16 protein-coding genes are annotated in these 22243 nt (G+C 65.1%); 12 read left to right on the forward strand and 4 right to left on the reverse strand.

Going from position 1 to position 22243, the window contains the following annotated elements; all coding sequences use genetic code 11:
- Positions 1-5: 5 nt before the first annotated feature.
- The 7 genes from VSR68_RS20565 to VSR68_RS20595 all read left to right on the forward strand — a co-directional run bounded on the left by VSR68_RS20565 (position 6) and on the right by VSR68_RS20595 (position 12120).
- Entirely contained in the window at positions 6-1535 is a 1530-nt protein-coding gene (locus VSR68_RS20565) for an iron-containing redox enzyme family protein (protein ID WP_342941606.1), read from the forward strand.
- On the forward strand, positions 1525-2787 hold the full coding sequence (locus tag VSR68_RS20570) for an aminotransferase class III-fold pyridoxal phosphate-dependent enzyme (RefSeq protein ID WP_342941607.1): 1263 nt from the start codon (positions 1525-1527) through the stop codon (positions 2785-2787). Before VSR68_RS20565 ends, VSR68_RS20570 begins: the two co-directional genes overlap by 11 nt.
- Positions 2784-3836, forward strand: a complete 1053-nt coding sequence (gene rarD, locus VSR68_RS20575; RefSeq protein ID WP_342941608.1) for an EamA family transporter RarD — start codon at positions 2784-2786, stop codon at positions 3834-3836. Before VSR68_RS20570 ends, rarD begins: the two co-directional genes overlap by 4 nt.
- A 674-nt stretch (positions 3837-4510) precedes the next feature.
- Positions 4511-6883, forward strand: a complete 2373-nt coding sequence (locus tag VSR68_RS20580) for a TerB N-terminal domain-containing protein (RefSeq protein WP_342941609.1) — start codon at positions 4511-4513, stop codon at positions 6881-6883.
- On the forward strand, positions 6880-8190 hold the full coding sequence (locus VSR68_RS20585; RefSeq protein ID WP_342941610.1) for an ATP-binding protein: 1311 nt from the start codon (positions 6880-6882) through the stop codon (positions 8188-8190). The genes VSR68_RS20580 and VSR68_RS20585 overlap by 4 nt, the downstream gene beginning before the upstream one ends.
- Positions 8162-10396 (forward strand): DEAD/DEAH box helicase, encoded by a 2235-nt coding sequence (locus VSR68_RS20590; protein WP_342941611.1) that lies wholly within the window; start codon positions 8162-8164, stop codon positions 10394-10396. The genes VSR68_RS20585 and VSR68_RS20590 overlap by 29 nt, the downstream gene beginning before the upstream one ends.
- Positions 10397-10617: 221 nt before the next feature.
- Positions 10618-12120 carry an MDR family MFS transporter gene (locus tag VSR68_RS20595; protein ID WP_342941612.1) on the forward strand — a complete coding sequence of 501 codons (1503 nt, stop codon included), beginning with the start codon at positions 10618-10620 and terminating at the stop codon, positions 12118-12120.
- A 48-nt stretch (positions 12121-12168) separates the two neighbouring features.
- Here VSR68_RS20595 and VSR68_RS20600 read toward each other — a convergent pair whose 3' ends face one another.
- Positions 12169-13122, reverse strand: a complete 954-nt coding sequence (locus tag VSR68_RS20600; RefSeq protein ID WP_342941613.1) for a LysR family transcriptional regulator — start codon at positions 13120-13122, stop codon at positions 12169-12171.
- A gap of 226 nt (positions 13123-13348) precedes the next feature.
- Between VSR68_RS20600 and ampC the strand changes: the two genes are divergently transcribed.
- From ampC to ppk2, 3 genes are all read left to right on the forward strand, one after another.
- Positions 13349-14467: a class C beta-lactamase gene (ampC, locus tag VSR68_RS20605; RefSeq protein WP_342941785.1), complete on the forward strand. Its 1119-nt coding sequence runs from the start codon at positions 13349-13351 to the stop codon at positions 14465-14467.
- Between the two features lie 154 nt (positions 14468-14621).
- On the forward strand, positions 14622-14843 hold the full coding sequence (locus tag VSR68_RS20610) for a YdcH family protein (protein ID WP_342941614.1): 222 nt from the start codon (positions 14622-14624) through the stop codon (positions 14841-14843).
- Between the two features lie 100 nt (positions 14844-14943).
- A complete protein-coding gene (gene ppk2, locus VSR68_RS20615) occupies positions 14944-16098 on the forward strand; it encodes a polyphosphate kinase 2 (protein WP_428983543.1) in 1155 nt (384 codons plus the stop codon).
- A 102-nt stretch (positions 16099-16200) separates the two neighbouring features.
- Here ppk2 and VSR68_RS20620 read toward each other — a convergent pair whose 3' ends face one another.
- From VSR68_RS20620 to VSR68_RS20630, 3 genes are all read right to left on the reverse strand, one after another.
- Entirely contained in the window at positions 16201-17271 is a 1071-nt protein-coding gene (locus VSR68_RS20620; RefSeq protein ID WP_342941615.1) for a serine hydrolase domain-containing protein, read from the reverse strand.
- A gap of 84 nt (positions 17272-17355) precedes the next feature.
- Positions 17356-18678, reverse strand: a complete 1323-nt coding sequence (locus VSR68_RS20625; protein ID WP_342941616.1) for an MFS transporter — start codon at positions 18676-18678, stop codon at positions 17356-17358.
- Positions 18679-18688: 10 nt separating this feature from the next.
- Positions 18689-20110 (reverse strand): M20 family metallopeptidase, encoded by a 1422-nt coding sequence (locus VSR68_RS20630; protein WP_342941617.1) that lies wholly within the window; start codon positions 20108-20110, stop codon positions 18689-18691.
- Positions 20111-20242: 132 nt separating this feature from the next.
- On the opposite strand from VSR68_RS20630, the gene VSR68_RS20635 reads away from it, so the two are divergent.
- Positions 20243-21148, forward strand: coding sequence for a LysR family transcriptional regulator (locus VSR68_RS20635; protein ID WP_342941618.1), 906 nt, complete (start codon positions 20243-20245; stop codon positions 21146-21148).
- A 330-nt stretch (positions 21149-21478) separates the two neighbouring features.
- Positions 21479-22225, forward strand: coding sequence for a glutamine ABC transporter substrate-binding protein GlnH (gene glnH, locus VSR68_RS20640; protein ID WP_342941619.1), 747 nt, complete (start codon positions 21479-21481; stop codon positions 22223-22225).
- The last annotated feature ends 18 nt before the right edge of the window (positions 22226-22243 follow it).

Genomic DNA, 22243 nt, shown 5'->3' on the forward strand with positions numbered 1-22243 from the left:
CAGTCATGGAACGCTGGGATATCGATCGATACAGGCGGCCGGCGCTGGTGCCGTGCGAAGTGGCGGCGAGCGGCGACGACGTATTGACGATCGGCGTCGGCGACGATGCCGTTGATCTTTCGTTCGAAGGCGTCGCGCGCGACGAGGTGGCCGATGTCGTCGCGCAATTGATGCGGCCTTCCTCCGACGTCTGGACGAAGCTCAATCGCGGTGCGTGCCCCGCGTGGGTCCGCGCGCTGACGGTGCAGCTCGACGCGCTGTCGCTGATCGAAGAAACCGACTCGGGCATCGACAGCGTGACGTCGGGCGCCGAACGCGCGATCGCGATGTGCGCCGAAGTCGGGCAGCGTCTCGCCGCTGTCGTCGAGCGGCGGCTCGCGATGTACAAGAACACGCTCGCGATCGTTCACGCGATGCTCGCTGACAATGACGACGAACGCGACGCGACGCCCGGCGCGTTTCCGTTCACGGGCAAACCGGCGGGCCCGTTCGCGGATAACTTCGCGCTGCAAGCCCTTCATTTTCAGCTCGCGTACGCACGCCGGAACGCGCCCGAACTCCTGATCGCGTGGCAGCGCGTGCTTGGAGAAGTGTTCCGGCATGTCTGCTGGTTTCCCGCTCACGCGACGGCGCGATCGCGCTGCCAGAAAGATGCGGCGCCGGAGAGTTTCCATAGCGTCGCTTCGCTCGATCCCGTCGACCTCGAAACGTATCTGCTGTCGTTCGCGCATTTCGTCGAGCTTGCGCCGTTGCGCGTCGGCCGGCGCATGACGTGCTTCGCGTCCTTTGATACCGCGCGCTTTGACGACGCATGCAGCGGCCTCACGCTCGCGGCGCGCGCGGAGCGGCTGCTGATCAATGCGCTCGATCAACTGGGCAGCAACGCGTATGCGTCGGCAGCGCTCGCGTGCAACGAGATCACGCCGCTCGTGAAAGGGCTGTACATCGAGCAGTATCACGTGACGGACCGCTTCGTCGAGATACTCGGGCCGTTGCTGTCGCGGCGTGTGCAACGCAATCTGCGCGCGCGGCTTTTCGAGTACTTTCAGGAGGAGTACGGCCACGAAGCGTTCGAGCTTGCCACTTGCGTCGCGCTCGGCATGAACGAAGCGGATGTGCGCGCATCGGTGCCGCTGCCGCTGACGGCGCTCTATATCGATGCGTACACGGTGCTCGCGCATCGGATGCCCACAGCGTTCTTCGCGTCGATCATGGTCACGGAGGGCTTGCGCGACCAGCACAGCCCCGTTCACGCGCACATCGCCGCGCTCGTCGAAAACGCGCTGCATGCGGGCGACATCGTCGCGAAGCACGGCGAAACGAACGACGAGCTGAATCATCCGAGCCTGTCGCGGCTCTTTCTCGCCGACGTCCCGCACGTGACGGCCGCCGAGCAGCGCTACAGCCTCGAAGCGGCGCTATTCATGCTCGAAGTGAACATGCGGCAACTCGAATCGGTCGCGTACTTCTATGGTGGCCAGACGCAACTCCGGTTTCATGGTCTCCACGAAGGCAGGAGGGCGCTTGAAGTCTGATCGCGAGCCGGGCGTCGCGCAGTCGCGCTTCGCTTCCGTCAATCCGTACTGGGAGGCGTTTCTCGACGAGATGGGCCTCGACATGACGGACGCGCGCGGAGACGGCTGCTACATCGAAGCGTCCGACGGACGCGTGCTGCTCGATTGTCTCGCGGGCTTCGGCACCGCGAATCTGGGGCACGCGCATGCGACGCTGAGCGCGCGTTTCACCGAAGCGTTGCAGCGCACGTCGATGAACGTGTTTCCGTTCGAATGCGCCGAATCTCAACTTGCGCTCGCCGACAGGCTGCTTGCGCTAAGCGGCCGACGGTTTCAGAAAGTGTTCTTCGCAACCACGGGCGCCGAAGCCGTGGAAAGCGCCGTCAAGTTCGCGATGACGAGCACGGGCCGCAGCGACGTCGTCGCGTTTCGCGATTCGTTTCATGGGCTGTCGATGTTCGCGTCTTTCATGACGGGCAATCCGTTCTGGACGGAGGCGTTGCCCTGGAAGCCGGACAACGTGCATCAGGTCGACGCCGGCGACTTCGCCGCGCTCGAAGACATGCTGGCGAGCCGAAAGATCGCGGCCGTCGTGTTCGAGCCGGTGGCGGGCTCGTCGGCGGCGCAGCACTGGACGGCGAAAACATCGGCGCGGCTCGCCGCGCTGTGCCGTTCGACGGGCACGAAGCTGATCGCCGACGAGGTGTACTGCGGGCTCGGACGTGCGGGCGCGTGGTTCGGCATCGACGCGATCGGCATGAGCGATGTGGCGAAAGCGGCGCCCGACATGATCGTCGTATCGAAGGGACTGACGGGCGGGCTCGTGCCGCTGTCGGCCGTGCTGATGAACGACGGCGACTTCGGCGCCGTGTTCGGCGCGCCCGGCAAGGCGAAAGTGCAGGGCTCGACGTTCGGCGGCAACCGGCTCGCGATGCAGTGCGGGCTGATCGTGCTCGATCTCGTCGAGAGCGGGCGGCTCGTCGATAACGCGGCGGCGATGGGCGCGCTGATCGAACGACGCATCGCCGATCGCTTCGGCGGGCGTTTGACGCTGCACGGCAAGGGACTCGCGCTGAGTCTCACGGCTGACGCGCAGTGCGACATCGACATCGCCGATGTGTGGCTGGCGCTGTTTGACGCCGGCGTGCTGGCGATGCCGAATTCCGCGTCGCCGCGCTCGTTGGCTTCGCTGCGCCTGTCGCCGCCGCTGATCTTCGGCGTGGACGAAGTGGAATGTCTGATGGACCGACTCGACGAGGCGCTACAGGAATGAACGCACACAATCGTAAGCACAAGGAAGGCGCCGGCTACCCCGCGCTGCTCGTGGCGCTGTGCTGGTGGGGCCTGATGCCGCTGTACTACTGGCATCTGAAGGAAGTGAGCGCGCCGGAGATGCTCGCGCATCGCGTGTTCTGGTCGTTCGCGGTGCTGTCGGTGGTGATCGGGCTCAGGCCCGCGTTGAGGCGGCAGATGGGCGGCTGGCGTTCGTTCGCGCTCGCGCTGCTGCCGGCCGTGCTGCTGTCGGCGAACTGGGTCGTGTATATCCTCGCGTCGGTGACGGGCAATGCGTTGCAGGCGAGTCTCGGCTATTTCCTGAATCCTCTGCTGTCGGCGGCGCTGGGCATCGTATTTCTGAACGAGCGACTTAACGGTCTGAAAGCCGCCGCGCTTGCGCTCGGACTGGCCGGCACGGTCGTGCAGTGCTACGCGCACGGCGGCGTGCCCGTATTCGCCGTGATGCTCACCGTGACGTTCTCGCTGCTCGGCCTGGTCCGCAAGATGTGGCCGACGAAGAACGCGATCGTCAGCACCTGGCGCGAGACCGTCGTGATGATGCCGTTCGCGCTCGGCTATTTTGCGTTCCTGTCGTCGAGTCATGCGCTCGCGTTCACGTCGTTCGGCGCGGGCGCGGCGGTGCTGATGATGCTCGCTGGCCCGTTGACGGTCGTCCCGCTCGCGCTTTACGCGTATGCAATGCCGCTCGTCTCGCTAACGGAGTCGGCCGTGATGCAATATGTGACGCCGACCGTGACCTTCATCCTTGCGCTCACGGTTTTCCACGAACGGCTGACGACAGTCGACCTGACGGGCTACGGGCTGATCTGGTGCGGGCTCGCGATGGCGACCTATGCGACGGTGCGGCGTCGTCCCGGCGGGTCCTCGACGGCGGGCGACCGAGGGACAGGGCCAGGCACAGCGCCACGGAACGTGTCTTTTCTCGCCGCGCACAAAAAGACGCCAGCTTCCGCTGGCGTGAATAGGTTCTGGCATTCCGAGGGCCGTCCAGAACCTGAGAGACGGTGTGAAAAGTCTGACGCATGACCGCGCGAGCGGGGCGCCAGATGCGGCGCAAAACGGACTCAACGGTATCGGATCTGTCCGCATCGACCGCGTGGTCAATACAGCGCCAGTCTACTCCAGTTCGCGAAACAAACCTCGAAAATATGCGAATTGGGTATGAGATTCGCGTGCGCTCCCGCACTCAAATCACGCGAATCAGATGCGCGTTGCCGAAGGCGCGAATTCATGATGCGTTCCGCGCACTGCGCGTCGCAAACGGGCGTTTCGCGGCGTCTGAGCGATCCTGGAAAAGATAATATAATCAACTGTTAAAACAGGTCGCGACCGTGGCGGCGACGGCTGCCGGCGGCGGACGGGAGAACAATGAGCCGCGGGCGAAGCAGTATCGGGATGGGCGCAGCCGTCGTCATTGGCGTGCTGTTCGGGCTTGCCGTTCTTGCGTCGGTTGGCCACGTGCGGATCGCGTCCATCTGATCGTTCTGGCGCTGGCCCTTTTGGCCGGCTATCGTTGGTTCCCAATCAGGCTTGCATCGAAGAACACGTCGCGCGCCGCGCCGCGTGTCCCTGCAAGGCGTGCCCGCGAACCGATCGAGTCTTCCGCCGTGCCGCAGCCGTCTCTGGCGTCACTGGCATCACGTTTTGCGTCGCAGTTTTCATCCGGATCTCACACGGCTCACGCTGAGCCAGGCTATTTCATGACAAGTTCTCCCGGCTCATGTGACGACGAGCCGTTTGCATCGATGACCGAAGCCGGCATGCCCGCCGACGCTTACCGCATCCGGCCCGCGCCCGGCGGCGCGCGGCCGTCCGTGCATGCATCCGTGCGCTCGTCCGCGCGCTGGATCGCGCCCGGCGAGCGCGTGGAGATCGACGGCATCGCGGTCGAGGGAGGCTTTTTCTACACAGGCGACGTGCAGCGCTCGCACGCCGATTCGATCGAAGCATGCGTGATCGACGCGCGCTTCGATCTCGCGCGCGAGGGCGCCGACCCGACGGAGAGCCTCGGCGGCACCGCGCTCAGCTACGGCGGGCTTACGCCGGCGCAGCGCCGCACCTACGTCGAGTGGCTCGCGTCCGATCGCAGGAAATCGGATATCCACACGGGCTATCTGTTCTTCTACCTGTACGGGCTCGAGCGGCGCGTGCTCGTCGACGGCGCGGCGGGCAAGGTGAGCGGCGACGAATTCAACGCGATCGCGAAAGAACTGCGGCGTCTGCTGAATCTCGACGCAAACTATGCGTGGCAAAAGCACGTGCGCGGTCTGCTCGATGCGCTGTCGCTGATGGCGTCGCGTCATACGCGGATGTACCACCAGTCTGCGCCGGACGGACTGGCGACGGGTTATCAGGTGCCGCTGAACGTGCGCGTTGCGTTCGGCCAGGCGGCGCTCGACCAGCATCCGCTGCCGGCGGACTGGGCGCTCGCGTGGGTCAAGCTCGATCCGATGATGGTGCGGCGCACGGCCGTCGCGCGTTGTCCCGAGGAATTCGATCGCGTGTTCATGCGCCAGTATCGCGAGCGTTTCGGCGACGGCATGATCCTGCCCGCCAACCGGACGAAGCTGGACGCGTCGCCGCAGCCGTCGTTCCGCGCGCTGAAAAGCGTGCCCGTGCCGGGCTTTCTGGTTGGCTTGCCCGATATCGCGGCCGTCAACAGCACGCGCAACAAGCTGCAATTGCTGATGCACGAGAGCGCTGCGACGCTTGATGCGTACAGCCGCTATCTCGGCCGCTATCCCGAAGCGCAGGGCACGCTCGAAGCGACGCTGATGCTGCCCGCGAGCATGTGGCCGCAAGCGACGCACGATGCGATCGACGCACTCGCCGACGAAATCGGGCATGAGACGGCCGTCAGCACGTTCGGCGCGGTGCTCGCGCGTTTCAGATCGGGTGGCAAGATGACGCGCGACAAGGCCGTCGTGTTCACGACGGCGCTGGCGGAGGCGGGCATCGCCGTCGAACCCGACGTGCGGCTCGGTGCGCGCACGCCCAAGCCGACGGACGCCGTCGCGCTGTTCGCGATCGAGCCCGACGCAGCCCCTTTGCATACCGACGACGCGTACGACGTCGCGACGATCATCGTCGATCTGGCCGCGACAGTGGCGCGCGCGGACGGCGATGCGACGCAGCGCGAGACGGCCGTGATCGAGTGGCAGATCGAGCAGTGGCCGCATCTGTCAGCGCAGCAGCGCGCGCGGCTGAAAGCGCGTAACCTCGTGCAGCTTGCGCAACCGACGGCCGCTGCCGGGCTGAAGAAAAAGCTGGAGCCGCTGTCGCTGGACGTGAAGGCGACGATCGCATCGTTTCTGGTGCATACGGCGAACGCGGACGGCGTCGTGTCGCGCGACGAAGTGAGGCTGCTGGAAAAGGTGTACCGGATGCTCGGCATCGACCCGCAGCGTCTTTACACGGATCTGCATCAGCACGCGAGCGGCGCGCCGGCATCGGTGGCATCGGCGGGGACCGCGAACGCGAGGGCGCACAAGCACGCCGATACGCAGAAGCACGCCGCGCCAAAGCCGGCGTTCGCGCTCGACGCGTCGCGTATCGCCGCGCTGAAGGAGGAAACGGCGCGCGTATCGTCGATGCTGGCGGACGTCTTCGTCGAAGAGGCGCATGGAACGGCCGATGCGGCGCACAGCGAGCCCATCGAGCCCATGGAAGCGAAGCCGGCAGCACCCGTCGAAGTGACCGCGGAGCAAACCGTCCGCGACGAGGAACGCGAAATGCTGGCCGAACCGGCAACGTCCTCGGCTGATGCGCCGCAATCGTCTGAAGCAACGGCGTCCGAAGCAACGACGTCCGAAGCCGCGCAGACCGACGATGAAACACAAGCCCGGCTCCTCGGCCTCGACGACGCGCACTCGTCCTTCCTGCGCCTGCTCGTGACGCGGGCATCGTGGACGCGCACCGAACTCGCCGCCGCCGCATCGCATCTCGAACTGATGCTGGATGGCGCGATCGAACAGGTAAACGAGGCGTCGCTCGATCATTGGGACGAGCCGCTCACGGACGGGGACGATCCCGTCGAAATCAATCAGGAAGTCGCACAAAGGTTGGCTGCATGACAACTATTCGCCCCAGAGACCGCGACGCGGTCCTGCAATCCCTGCGCGCCGGCGTCGTGCCGCGCATCGGGCAGCATCTGATCCAGGTCGGCCGCGCGCGCGAACTCGAAGCGCTTCTGAAGGACGTCGAGCGCGTCGCGGACGGCGGCTCGGCGTTTCGCATCGTCGTCGGCGAATATGGCGCGGGCAAGACGTTTTTCCTGAACCTCGTGCGCGCGATCGCGCTCGAGAAAAAGCTCGTCACCGTTCATGGGGACCTGAATCCGGACCGGCGTCTGCATGCGTCGGGCGGCCAGGCGCGCTCGCTGTACGCGGAACTGGTGAAGAACATGGCGACGCGCACGAAGCCCGAAGGCGGCGCGCTCGCGGGCGTGGTCGAGAAGTTCATCGGCCAGGCGAAGACGGAAGCGAAGGCGACGGGCCGCACCAGTGACGAAGTGATCCGCGCGCAGCTCTCGCAGTTGACGGAGATGGTCAACGGCTACGATTTCGCCGACGTGATCGCCGCATACTGCCGCGGCTTCGACGAAGGCAACGAGAAGCTGAAGAGCGATGCCGTGCGCTGGCTGCGCGGCGAGTTCACGACCCGCACCGACGCGCGACAGGCGCTCGGCGTGCGCACGATCGTCGACGACGCGAACATGTACGACCAGCTGAAGCTGCTCGGCCGCTTCGTGCGGCTCGCGGGCTATAGCGGCCTGATGGTGTGCCTCGACGAAATGGTGAACCTGTACAAGCTCGCGAACCTCCAGGCGCGCAACGCGAACTACGAACAGCTGCTGCGCATCCTGAACGATTCGCTGCAAGGCACGGCGGAAGGTCTCGGCTTCGTGCTGGGCGGCACGCCGGAGTTTCTGCTCGATACGCGCCGCGGCCTGTACAGCTATGCGGCGCTGCAATCGCGTCTCGCGGAGAACGCGTTCGCGACGAACGGACTCGTCGACTACAGCGGCCCCGTGATCCGCCTCGCAGCGCTCACGCCGGAAGATTTCTACGTGCTGCTCGACAAGCTGCGCGTCGTTTACGCATTCGGCGACGCAAGCAAGGCGCTCGTGCCCGAGGAAGCGATTCCCGCGTTCATGGCGCACTGCGCGACGCGTCTGGGCGAAGCGTACTTCCGCACGCCGCGCACGACGATCACCGCGTTCATCAATTTTCTCGCCGTGCTGGAGCAGAATCCGTCGGCGGATTGGCGCGAGCTGATTGGCAGCATGGAGATCGAGCGCGACACGGGCGGCGCGGCCGACATCGTCAACGACGCCGCCCCCGACAGCGACGATGAGCTCGCCAGCTTCCGGCTCAGCTGATTCGCGCAGCTTCGATCTGCTCGACGAGCGCATTCGCCGCTGGATCTGGCGCGAAGGCTGGACCGAGCTGCGCGATGCGCAGGAACGCGCGGTGCCCGCGCTGATCGACGCCGACCGCGACGTGATCATCGCGGCGGCGACGGCGGCGGGCAAGACGGAAGCCGCGTTTCTTCCCATTCTTTCGAACCTGCTGCGCGACGAGCCGTGCAGCGGCTCGGTGCTCTACATCAGTCCGCTGAAGGCGCTGATCAACGATCAGTGGTCGCGGCTCGACGATCTGTGCGAAGCGCTTGAGATTCCCGTCACCGGCTGGCATGGCGATGTGTCGTCGGGCCGCAAGCAGCGCTTTTTGAAGAAGCCCGCAGGCGTGCTGCTGATCACGCCCGAATCGCTCGAAGCGATGTTCGTCACGCGCGGCGCGTCGCTGGCGGCGACGTTCGGCGCGCTGCGCTATGTCGTCGTCGACGAGTTGCACGCGTTCATCGGCTCCGAGCGCGGCATGCAGTTGCAGTCGCTGATGCAGCGTGTCGAGCGCGTGTGCGCGCGCGGCGTGCCGCGCGTCGGCCTGTCGGCGACGCTTGGCGACATGCGCCTCGCCGCCGATTTTTTGCGGCCACGCGCGGCGCAGAACGTGCAGATCATTGAATCGGGCAGCGCGGGCCAGGAATTGAAGATTCTGATCAAGGGCTATGTCGAGAAGCCGCCGCGCATTCACTTCGAACCCGATATCGAGAACCCCGGTCTCGAAGACGTCGTGCCCGGCAGCACCGTCGACGTCGCGAATCACATCTACAAGGCGCTGCGCGGCTCGAACAATCTGATCTTTCCGAACAGCCGCCGGCAGGTCGAGCTTTACGCCGACCTGTTGCGCCGCGCGTGCGAACGCGACGGCTATCCGAACGAGTTCTGGCCGCATCACGGCAGCCTGTCGAAGGAATTGCGCGAGCTGACGGAACAGGCGCTGAAGGCGGGCGACCGGCCCGCGAGCGCCGTCTGCACGACGACGCTCGAACTGGGCATCGACATCGGCGCGGTGAAGAGCGTCGTGCAGGTGGGCGCGCCGCCGTCGGTGGCGAGCTTGCGGCAACGGCTCGGGCGCGCGGGCCGCCGCAAAGGCGAAGCGGCGATTCTGCGCTGCTATTGCGTCGAGGCGGAACTGCACAGCGACGCCGATCTGTCGGACCGGCTGCGCGAAAGCCTCGTGCAGTCGGTGGCGATGGTGAATCTGCTGCTGCGCGGCTGGTTCGAGCCGCCGCGCGCGGGCGGCATGCATCCGTCGACGCTCGTGCAGCAGGTGCTGTCGATCATCGCCGAACGCGGCGGCGCGACGGCGAGCGAGCTGTGGGACACGCTGGTCGCGCGCGGCCCGTTCGGTGCGATCGACAAGACGATTTTCGCCGCCATTCTGCGCAGCCTCGGCACGAAGGATCTGCTCGTGCAGGAAGCGGGTGGCTTGCTGCTGCACGGCGTGGCGGGCGAGCGGCTCGTCAATCACTACGAGTTCTATGCGTCGTTCACGACCGACGACGAGTTCCGCATCATCGCCGGCGCGAAGGTGCTGGGCTCGCTGCCGGTGTCGAGGCCGTTGACGGCGGGGCAGGGCATCGTGTTCGGCGGGCAGCGTTGGCGCATACAGGAAGTCGACGCCGGTAAAAAGACCGTCTACGTGAAGCCGGATCAGGGCGGCGTGCCGCCCGTGTTCGACGGCGGCGGCTCGCTCGTGCACGACGAAGTTCGGCGCGAGATGTTCAACGTGCTCAACGATGCGGAGCCCGTCGTGTTCGTCGATGCGACGGGCCGCGGGTTGCTCGAAGAAGCGCGGCGCTTTTTCGCGTCGAACGAACTGGCCTCGCGAGTCGTCTTCACACATGGCGGCAGCACGATCCTCGCGACATGGTCCGGCGACTGGATCAACGATGCGCTCGTCGTGCTGTTGCGCGCCGAAGGGCTCGATGCATGGAACCAGGGGCCGACGGTCAGCGTGCGCACATCGGGCGCGGATTCGGTGAAGGACGCGCTGCAACGCATCGCGGCGCTGACGCCCGCGCAAACCCGCGACGCGTTACGCGCAATCGGCAACATCGACAACGAGAAGTGGGACTGGACCCTTCCCGACGATGTGAAGCGCAGCGCGTATGCATCGCTGCGTCTCGACATGCCGGGCGCGCAGGCGTTGGCGCGTCGGCTCGCGGCGGGGTGTTCATGAGCCTCACGGCTTGCGAGACTTGGGAACGCAAGGAAAAACGCAAGTACGAAAGCCAGAAGAACGCTTGGATGCACGCACAACCAAGTGCAAGAATTTCAATTAAGCGGTAGCATACTTTTCTTTGCCCGCACCGTATGGCTCGCGTAGAACCCATGTTTCAGCGGGGTTTCGGCCAGCTTTCGGTTTTTGTGTGCGCGGCGCACTCTACATCATCGCTCCCCATGTCGAATCATCCTCAGACGAGGCGTCCCCTCGTCATCGCGTCCGTGATGGCGTCGATGGCGATGGTGGCCATCGAAGCCACCATCGTATCGACGGCCATGCCGCAGATCGTCACGCAACTCGGCGGCCTGCGCCTCTATAGCTGGGTCTTCTCGTCGTTCCTGCTCGCACAGACGGCGATGACCGTCGTGTTCGGCAAGCTCGCCGATCTGTACGGCCGCAAGCCGACCGTGCTCGTGGGCATCGTGATCTTTCTGATCGGCTCGCTCGGCGCGGGCTTCGCGTGGTCGATGCCCGCGATGATCGTGTTCCGCCTGATCCAGGGCCTGGGCGCGGGCGCGATCCAGCCAGTGACGCTGACCATCGTCGGTGATCTGTATCCGGCACGCGAACGCGGCAAGATCCAGGGCTATCTCGCGAGCGTATGGGCGATCTCCGCCGTGATCGGGCCGATGGCAGGCGGTCTGCTGATCCGCGATCTGTCGTGGTCGTGGATCTTCTGGATCAACGTGCCGATCGGCATCCTCGCCGCGTACGGCTTCTTCTCGTACCTGCATGAAGAGAAGCGCCATCAGCGTCCGTCGATCGACATGCTGGGCGCGTTGCTCTTCACCGTCGCGATCGGCGCGCTGATGATGGCGCTCACGGATGCCGGCTCGGAGAACGACGACCGCGCGCTGTTCGAAGTGGCGCTCTTCGTCGTGAGCAGCGCGCTCTTCGTGTGGCACGAGCGGCGCGTGTCCGAACCGATGATTTCCTTCGCGCTCTGGAGCCATCGTCCCATCGCCGCGTGCAATGCCGCGACCGTGTTGTCGGGCATGGCGCTGATGGGGCTCACCACGTTCCTGCCGATGTACGTGCAGGGCGTGCTGAACCAGTCGCCCGTCGTCGCGGGCCTCGCGCTGACGATGATGATGGTCGGCTGGCCGTCGGGCGCGACCTTCGCCGCGAAGGCGTTTCATCGGCTCGGACTGCGGCGCACGCTGGTCGGCGGGAGCTTCTTCCTGCCGCTCGGCGCGATCGCGTTCGCCGTGCTCAATCCGCAAAGCTCACCGGTGCTGGCCGGCGTCGGCTCGCTCGTGATGGGCCTCGGGATGGGGATGGTCAGCGTCAGCTCGCTGATGCTGATCCAGGAGATCGTGCAGCCGCTGCAGCGCGGCTCGGCGACGGCGTCGAACCTGTTCGCGCGCAATCTGGGCAGCACGCTCGGCGCGGCCATTTTCGGCGCGGTGCTGAACTTCGGGCTGAGCCATTTCAAAGGCATGTCGATCACGTCCGACCAGTTGCGCTCGCTGCTCGACGCGACGCCCGGCGCGGCGCAAGCGGCGCTCGCGGGCAACGAGATGGTGCGCTCGGCGCTGCATCACTCGCTGCATCTGACTTTCCTGTCGATCTTCGTGATCTGCCTGGGCGCGGTGCTGTCGGTGATGGTGGTGCCGCCCATCAAGCTCGGCGGACAGCCGCGCGAAACATCGGCGGCTGCGCATCTGACGGAGATGTGATTCTCTTTGGCGGGGCGCTTCGTGGCCTGGCGTTTACGTCACGCGTTGTCACGACGCGTCGTCGGAGCGGGGCTTTTGCCCGGCGGCGTCGAGCGCTGCTTCCATCTGCGCGAAGCCATCTTCAGGCGGCTGGTTCGTTTCGCCCGCCGCCTGCACGATCCATTGATTGAACGCGCGCATCGCGGGCGTCGCCGGCTTGCCTTTTTGCCACGTGAGCCAGTAGCTGCCCGCGTGCACGTCGATGTCGAATGGCCGCACGAGACGGCCCATCGACAGATCGCGCTCGAACATCGACGCAGGTGCGAGCGCGACGCCCGCGCCTTGCATCGCCGCCTCGACCATCAGCCGCGACGAATCGAATACCGGCCCACGCACGGGACGCGGCGCGAGACCCGCGGCGGCGAACCAGTTCGACCAGTCGTCGGCGCGATACGAGCGCAAGAGCTTTTCGCCGGCGAGATCGACGGGCGCGCGCAGCCTCTGCGCGATCTCGGGCGCGCACAGCACCGATAGCGGCGCGTCGAACAGCTTAAGCGCGCGCGAGCCGGGCCAGGTGCCATCGCCGAAACGGATCGCGAAGTCGAGACCTTCCGCGGCGAGATCGACGAGATTGTTGTTCGTCATCATCCGCAGCTCGACGAACGGATGCGCGTCATGAAACGCCTTCAGGCGCGGCATCAGCCATCCCACCGCGAACGTCCCGACTGCGCCGATCGTCAGCACCTCGTGAAAGTGGCCGCCTTCGAACTGGCGCAGCACGGCCTCGATGCGGTCGAACGCATCGCTGAGCACGGGGCGCAGCGCGAGCCCTTCATCCGTGATCGCGAGTCCGCGCGGCAGGCGCTTGAAGAGCGTCGCGCCGAGCCTTTCTTCGAGCATCCTCACCTGCTGGCTGACGGCCGCCTGCGTAACGTTCAGCTCGAGCGCGGCGCGCGTGAAGCTCAGGTGCCGTGCCGACGATTCGAAGGCGCGCAACGCATTCAATGGCAGATACGGTCGCATGATCGAGGCATAAGATTTTCTGGGGTGTCGGCCAATTTATCATCGTTTGTCAGCGGGGCGCGGAAACGCGATAGTGGCGGCTCTTCAAGGAGACGCAATGATGACGCGGCGACGGTTCACGACGACGGTATGGCGCAGTGCAATAGCTGAATTTGCATCTCGGACGTTGGGCGCGGGTGGAGCGGCGCTACCCGTCGCGGTCGCGGCGCTCGGCGCGCTGTGCGCGATGCCGGGCGCGAGCCATGCGGCCGATGCGCCGCCCGTCCGCGTCCAGCGCGCAGTGGACGAAGCCATCCGGCCGCTGATGGCGAAGGACGGGATTCCGGGCGTTGCCGTCGGCATCATCGACGCGGGCAAGCCGTGGGTGATCAACTATGGCGTCGCGTCGACGCAAACCCGCGCGCCCGTCACGAACGACACGCTGTTCGAGCTGGGCTCGGTGAGCAAGACGTTCACGGCGACGTTGACGGCGTGGGCGCAGGTCGACCATCGGCTCGCGCTGTCGGATAGCGTCGGGACGTATCTGCCGTCGCTGCGCGGCAGCCAGTTCGGCCGCGTGAGCCTGCTCAACCTCGGCACGCATACGCCGGGCGGCCTGCCGCTTCAGGTCCCCGACGACATCCACGACGAAAGCCAGCTGATGCGCTACTTCAACGCGTGGCGTCCCACGTATGCGCCGGGCACGTATCGCACGTATGCGAACCCCGGCATCGGCACGCTGGGCCTGATCGCGGCAAAGAGCATGGGACAGGATTTCACGGCGCTGATCGAGCGGCGGCTCTTTCCTGCCGTGGGAATGAAGAACAGCTTCATCGACGTCCCCGTCGATCGCGCGGCCGATTACGCGCAGGGCTACACGAAGGACGGCAAGCCGATCCGGATGGCGGGCGGCGTGCTTGCGCCGCAAGCGTACGGCGTCAAGTCGACGGCCGCCGACATGCTCCGTTTCATCGCCGCCAACATGGGGCTGCTCAGGCTCGACGCGCGGCTGCAACGCGCGATCACCGACACGCACACCGGCTACTTCACGGCCGGGCCGATGACTCAGGATCTGATCTGGGAACAGTACCCCTATCCCGTCGCGCTGACATCGCTGCTGGAAGGCAACGGCCCGACGATGGCCATGAACGCGACGCCGGTGACGGAAATCAAGCCGCCTCTCGCGCCGCAGGACAACGTCTGGATCAACAAGACGGGCTCGACCAACGGCTTCGGTTCATACGTGGCTTTCGTTCCGGCAAAGCGCATCGGCATCGTGATTCTCGCGAACAGAAATTTCCCGATCGAAGACAGAGTGGCTGCGGCATACAAGATTCTTACCGCGCTCGACAACGCCGAACGCTGACGATGTCCGTTGACGCAGATCACCGGCTTTGCCCTCGCCACGCGTTGAATGCGACGACATGACACAGTAATTAGCCATCCGTATTATTTGAGAAGGGCATTCACGGTGCGACAATGATCGTCAGCGATTAAACGACACCGTACGAGGAGTGGCCATGTTTCCCGAGTATCGCAATCTGATCTCGCGCCTGAAAAACGAAGACGCGCATTTTGCCCGGCTGTTCGACCGGCACAACGAACTCGACCATCAGGTTCGCAACATGGAGACGGGTGTCGCGCCCACCGATAGCATCCGCATCGAAGCCCTCAAGAAAGAAAAGCTGCGAATCAAGGACAGTCTGTACGCCATCCTCAGAAAGGCCAGCGCCGCCGCTTGACGGCGCGCGACCGCAAGAAGCGATGTGAGCGCCGGCATGCGCGCGCAAACGGCGCGCCGCAACATGCAGGCGGTTCGGAGTTCAACGCCAATGGGAGGCAATGAAGTTGACAGCGCAGCACGACAACCCAAACGTACAGATCCAGCAAGTACCTTCGACGGAACACGCAGCACACGAACCCGGTGCGCGCCGCGCATCGCGCGGCGACGTGATGCCGGGGCATACGGCGAAATCGGCTGAGCTTGCGCAGACGAGCCATGCCATCGCGGCCGCCAACGACCTGCTTGCGAACAGCGTGCAAGCCGTACTCGAAGCTCATGCGGGGCAACGCGAGAATCAGAGCGGTGACACGCTGATCCATACCGTCAAGACGCTGATGGACGGCATGTCCGCCGACGAAGTGAGTGCGTTGCGCGGTCTGCTGCTGGAAGGCAATCCGGCGGCGTGGTCCGCAAAGAAGAGCCGCCACCCCGACGACGAACTATCGCCCGCATTGCGCGAAGGCGGCTATCCGTATCTGAATCTGATGTCGCGCAGGGCGTACGAGAAGCAGAAGTACCGCTTGCAGGTCGAGCTATTGAAGCTGCAGGCGTGGGTGCGCGAAACGGGCCAGCGCGTGATGATTCTCTTCGAAGGGCGCGACGCGGCGGGCAAGGGTGGCACGATCAAGCGCTTCATGGAGCATCTGAATCCGCGTGGCGCGCGCGTGGTCGCGCTCGAAAAGCCGACGGAACAGGAGCGTGGGCAGTGGTATTTCCAGCGCTATGTCCAGCATCTGCCGACGTCGGGTGAGATCGTGCTGTTCGACCGCTCATGGTACAACCGCGCGGGCGTCGAACGGGTGATGGGCTTCTGCTCGCAGACCGAGTACACCGAGTTCATGCAGCAGGTGCCCGCGTTCGAGCGGCATCTCGCGCAAAGCGGCATCCACATCGTGAAGTTCTGGTTTTCGGTGAGCCGCGAGGAACAGGCGCGGCGCTTCAAGGAGCGTCGGGTGCATCCGCTCAAGCAATGGAAGCTCAGTCCCGTCGATCTGGCGTCACTCGACAAATGGGACGAGTACACGCAGGCGAAGGAGGCGATGTTCACTCATACGGATACCGCGGACACGCCGTGGACGGTCGTGCGTTCCGATTGCAAGAAGCGCGCGCGGCTCAATGCAATGCGCTTCGTGCTGCACAAGCTGCCGTATGCGAATCGCGACGTCGACGTGATCGGCCCCGTGGACCCGCTGATCGTCGGACGGGCGATGTAGTTGCCCATCCGGCATCGCTTGAGGCACCTCGTGATGCGCGCGCCGCGATCACTACGTCGGCGGCGCGCATCGCATCGCATCGCATACAACGATCATCACGCGTTATCGTGAGCACACGGCATCGACGGCTTGAAGCATCTTGCCGAAGAACGCATCCGCGAACTGCGAATCGAGCCAGCGCACGATCAGCGCGATCCGTCGCCCCGGCTCGATCCACATGAACGAACTCCCCGCGCCGACGCCGAAATAGCTCGACTCCGGCACGCTCGGGAACACGCGCCGTCCTGTGTTGAGCCACACCAGGGCGCCATAGAAGGGCGCGAGTGCGCAAGGCGTGCGCATCCGCGCGATCCATTCGCTCGACAGCACGCGGCGCCCATTGGCGAGGCCATCGTCGAGCAGCATCTGCGCGATCTTCAACTGATCGTTCGCGCTGACCGACATTCCGCCGCCCCAGTGCGAGCCGCCCGGCACCGACTGCACGCGAGCGCCGCCGATCTCGACCCACGCATCGTCGTAACCGGCCCACCGCCAGTTCTCGCTCGCGCCCACGGGCCGCATGATCGACTCGCGAAACACCTCGGGCAAAGGCCGTCCGAACAGATGCAGCAGCGCAAGCGACAACTGGTTGATGCGCACGTCGTTGTATTCCCAGTACGTGCCGGGACGCTGCAACTCGCGCAAGTCGCCTTTCTTGCCGTCGGGCGGATCGCCGAACGTGACCGCGCGAAAGTGATCGGCCTGATCGGAGAATCCGAAACACGTGCCTTGCCATTCGCTAGTCTGTTGCAGCAGGTGCGTCCATGTGATGGGCGCGTTGTGCGCATCGTCGAAACCGATGCCCGGCACACGCATGCGCACGGGTTCGTCGGGGTCGGGCAACAGGCCGCGATCGTGCGCGACGCCGGCGAGCAGCGCGAGATACGTCTTCGCGATGCTGAACGTGAGATCGGCGCGATCCGGCTCGCCCCACGTCGCGAGCATCCGGCCGTCGACGGCCATTGCGCCCGACACCGGCCCGCGATCGTGAATCGGCCCGAGCAGCCGGTTCCAGGGCGGCGGATCGTTCACGTGTACGCCGAACTTGCCATCGGCGTTGCGATCCCACGCGGATTCGTGATCGACGGAAAACTGGATGGCGTCCCGGACTTCCTGTGGCAAATCGTGTTGCATGCGTGCCTGCTTCCTTGCGTGTTCGTGAATGTTCGTGATGTCGAGTCAATCGTGCCGACCGATCGTGCCCGCGCGTCGATTCGTTCAATGCGCGTTGAGCCGTGCCCGCGCCCAGACGAGCGTCAAAAGGCTCACGATGGCGGCGAGCATCAGATACAGTCCGGGCGCGAGATTGTTGCCCGTCAATGCGATTAGCGACGCGACCGCGAGCGGCGTGAAGCCGCCGAACACCGTCGTGCCGATGTTGTAGCCGATCGCCATGCCCGTCGTGCGCGTGCGGGTCGGGAAGAGTTCGGCCATCAGCGCGGGAATCGGCGCGAAGTAGGTGGCCTTCAGGATCGCGACCCACGTGACGGCGGCGAGCAGCGTCGGCAGCGACGGATGCGCGTTGATGAACATGAACGCCGGATACACCGTCAGGAAGAACAGCACGCCCGCGCCGAGCATGATTCGCGTGCGGCCCACCTTGTCCGACCAGTGGCCGACGCACGGCGTCAGCACCGTCACGATGAGTCCGGCGATCAGCGTCGCGATGAAGCCCGACGATGGCGCGAGGCCGAGTTGCCGCGACGCGTAAGTGGGCATGTAAAGGATCATGTAGTTGGCCGTCGTCGTCAGCACCAGCGCGCCGATCGACACGAGCACGCGCGACTTCTGCGTCGCGAGCAGTTCGCGCACGGGCGATTCGGCTTTTTCCATCCGAGCGAATTCGGGCGTCTCGTCGATCCGCCGGCGGATATACAGGCCGACGGGTCCGATCAGCATGCCGAACAGGAACGGAACGCGCCAGCCCCAGCCTTCGAGCTGCGGCTGCGTGAGCATGCCCGTGAGCACCGCGCCGAACGCCGATGCTAGCAGCGTGCTCGCGCCCTGGCTGGAGAACTGCCAGCTCGACATGAAGCCGCTGCGCTGAGGCGCATGTTCGATCAGGAACGCGGTCGAGCTGCCGAACTCGCCGCCCGCCGAGAAGCCTTGCAGCAGCCGCGACAGGAAAATGCCGATGGGCGCGAGAATGCCGATCGCCGCGTAAGTGGGCATCAGCGCGACCATGCCCGTGCCGAGCGTCATCATCGCGATGGACAGCGTCAGCGACGCCTTGCGTCCCTTGCGGTCGCTGTACGACCCGAGCACGAGCGCGCCGACGGGCCGCGCGAGATACGACAGCGCGAACGTGCCGAGCGTGAGCAGCAGCGACATCGTCGCGTTGTGCACGGGGAAGAACAGCTTCGACAGCGTGGTCGCGAAGTAGCCGTACGCGATCAGGTCGTAGAACTCGAGCGCGTTGCCGATCGACGTGGCGATGATCAGACGCGAGACGCTCGTGCGCGACGGCGCGCTTGCGGCTGCATTCGAGGTGGCCTGCGCGCCCGGGGAGGCGTGATGCGCGGATACGGAGTCAATGCTCATTGCGACGTCCTCATGCAAGGGTTGTCGAAACATGCGGTGCGGGATTGGATGAGTCGATACCCGTCGCGCCGAGGTCCCAGAACAGACCGGCCATGATGCGCAGCCCGTCGCGCACGACGGGGCCGAGCAGATGTTCGTTCGGCGCGTGCTGCGAGCAGCCGGGATACGAATGCGGGACCCATAGCGTCGGCATGCCGAGCACGTCGGCGAAGACGTCGTTGGGCAGCGTGCCGCCGAGGTTCGGCAGCAGCACGGGCTCTTCGCCCGTCGTCTGACGCAGCGAGCGCAGCGCCCACTGGACCCACGCATTGTCGGGATCGACGCGCGTCGCGGGCGCGCCGCGCTCCACGTCGAGCTCGACCATGCCGAAACCGTGCTCATCCAGATGCCGCCGCACGATCGATTCGAGGTTGCGCCAGTCCGTGCCGACGACGAAGCGGATCTGCATGTACGCGATCGCGTGCGGCGGAATCGCGTTGACGGGCTTGTCGGGATTGCCCGTGCGGAACGCGAGCACTTCGAGATTGTTCCAGCCGAACACGCGCTCGGTCGGCGTGAGGCCGGGCTCGCCGTAGTCGGCATCGACGGCCGGCTCGCCCGGATTGCCGCCCACGCCGATGTCGGCGAGCGCGCGGCGCACCGCATCGGGAATCGGCGGCGGGCGCAGTCCTTCGACGAGGATCTTGCCGTTCGCATCGACCATCGACGCAATCGCGTTCGCGAGCACGATGCCCGGATTGCGCAGCAGACCGCCCCAGTTGCCCGAGTGATGACCGCCGTCGCGCAGCTTCAGTTCGAGCTTGAAATTGACGAGGCCGCGCGAGCCGAGGAAAACGGTAGGGCGGTGTGCGGAAAGACGCGGACCGTCGGAGGCGATCAGCACGTCGGCGGCGAGTTCGTCGCGCAACTGCGTGCACAGTTCGTGCAGGCCCGGCGAGCCGACTTCCTCTCCCGTCTCGAACAGCAGCTTCAGGTTGAAGCCGAGCTTGCCGCCGCGCGCATCGAGCACGGACTTCAGCGCGGCGAGGTTGATGCTGTGCTGGCCTTTGTTGTCGGCGGTGCCGCGGCCATACCAGCGCTCGCCGTCGATGGTCACGTCCCACGGCGTCAGGCCGTCGCGCCATTGCGCGTCGTAGCCGCGCACCACGTCGCCGTGGCCGTAGCTGAGCACGGTCGGCAGCGCATCGTCTTCGTGGCGATGCGCGATCAGGAATGGGCCCACGCCTTTGGCGGGATTGTCGACGACGCGGCAGGCGAAGCCCCATTGCGTGAGAAGCGGCGTCAGTTCGTCGTCGAGATAGCCGCGCAGGCGCTCGCCGCTGTCGGCCTCCTGGCTCTCGGTGCGATACGCGACGCGGCGCCGGAGGTCATCGAGAAACCGGCCGGAATCGTACTGGCCAGCCGCGTTTTGAATGGCGATGTCACGGGTCAACAGCGTGTCTCCTCTGCAGGCGCGGGTTGATGAAAAGCAGTTGAGCCGATCGTGCGGTCGCCGATATTTCTGCACAATTACAATATTTGCCACGAATCGTTGCCGAAACGGCAAAGCAAACGACCCATCGACATGGACAGCACGGCACTGCGTTACTTTCTGGAGGTGGCCCGCAGCGGGTCGCTGAGCAAGGCATCCGAGCGGCTGTATGTGGCCGTGTCGGCGTTGAGCCGGCAGATCGGCAAGCTCGAAGAGGAACTCGGGACGCCGCTTTTCGAACGGCGTCCGCGCGGCATGGTGCTGAGCGACGCAGGGCGGCTGCTCGCCGAGCATGCGCGGCGCAGCCTGCTCGAAAGCGAGCGTGTGATCGACGAGATTCGCGGGCTGAACGAGGGCGGCCGCGCGACGATACGCGTCGCCAGTTCCGAAGGCGTCGCGCCACATTTTCTGCCACAGGTGTTCGCGCATTTTCTGAAGACGCATCCGTCGACGCATTTTCAGCTGGACGTGTCGGCGCCATCGGTGGCGACGCAGCGGGTGAGGGAAGGCACGGCCGATATCGCCGTGTGCTTCAGCATCGCGCCGGAGAAGGAGATCAACGTGCACTATTCGCAGCGCGCGCCGATCTTCGCGCTCGTGCGGCGCGGCCATCCGCTCGCGGCGCGCGAATCGGTGTCGCTGCGCGATCTCACACCGTGGCCGCTCGCGATGGACAACCAGGGCGTGACGATCCGGCAACTGTTCGATATCTCGTGCAGCCTCGAAGGGCTGATCTTCGAGCCGGTGTTCGTGAGCAACTATCACGCGGCGTTGCAGAGCTTCGTGCGTCTGACCGACGCGGTGACGCTGACGGGTTATCTGACGGTCAGAAGCCGTCTGGAATCGGATGGGCTCGCGGCCGTGCCGATCACGAACCCGGAACTGCATCAGCGAACGCTGCAGGTCCAGACGATGGCGGGACGCACGCTGCCGCAGGCGATGCAGGCGTTTGTCGATCTGCTGACGCGAGCAATCGAGGAGCCGGCGATTGTGGATTGATGGCAGGCGTCATACGACGCGCCCCGTTAGCGATCCAGCAGATTTCGAACACGCGTCCCGCCTCTCGACGTAACGCTTCCTTTCGTTTGCTTTCAGCCTGAGTTCAGGACGTCTCCGCAACTCGCACTACGGTCGGCAGCACACATCGCCGCGTCCCGAGCCGACACACGCCTCCGTCACCGCTCCCACGCCAGGGTATACCCAATTCGCAAGCGAATTTGCGCGCGCCCCTATTGCGCAAATAAATTTGCGAGAAGATACTCAACGCAAATCGGTTTGCTGTCGTTCCGGTTTGCCGTCGTTCCATCAACCAACGCAGAAGGTGTCGTCATGAAACTCATAGCAAAGCTCGCCGCGACCGCACTCGTCGCCGTTTCCGTCCTGGGTCATGCGGCGCAGGCCGAGACCCTGCTGGTCGCCTGCGATACGGCGTTCGTGCCGTTCGAATTCAAGCAGGGCGACAAGTACGTCGGCTTCGATATCGATCTGTGGGCGGCCATCGCGAAAGACCTGAAGATCGACTACAAGCTGCAGCCGATGGACTTCAGCGGCATCCTGCCCGCATTGCAGACGCATAACGTCGACGTCGCCCTCGCAGGCATCACGATCAAGGACGAACGCAAGAAGGTCATCGACTTTTCGGACGGCTACTACGACAGCGGCTTCACGCTGATGGTGCCCGTCGCGAGTGCGATCAAGGGCCCGGACGATCTGAAGGGCAAGTCGCTTGCGATCAAGACGGGCACGTCGTCGGCGGATTACGCGAAAGCGCACTTCGCGGGCACGGACCTGCGCCAGTTCCCGAACATCGACAACGCGTATCTGGAGCTGCAGACAGGGCGCGTCGACGCGGCCATGCATGACACGCCGAACGTTCTCTACTACATCAACACGGCAGGCAAGGGCCATGTGAAGGCAGTCGGTCCGCAGATGATGGCGCAGCAATACGGCATCGCGTTTCCGAAGGGCAGTGCGCTCGTGCCGAAGGTCAACGCCGCGCTCGCGAAGATCAAGGCCGACGGCCGCTATGCGGCGATCTACAAGAAGTGGTTCGGCGTCGAGCCGGCGAAGTCCTGATAAGCGGCCCTCGGGAGA

The organism is Paraburkholderia phymatum, assembly GCF_038900715.1.
In the GTDB taxonomy this organism is placed as follows: Bacteria; Pseudomonadota; Gammaproteobacteria; order Burkholderiales; family Burkholderiaceae; genus Paraburkholderia; species Paraburkholderia phymatum_A.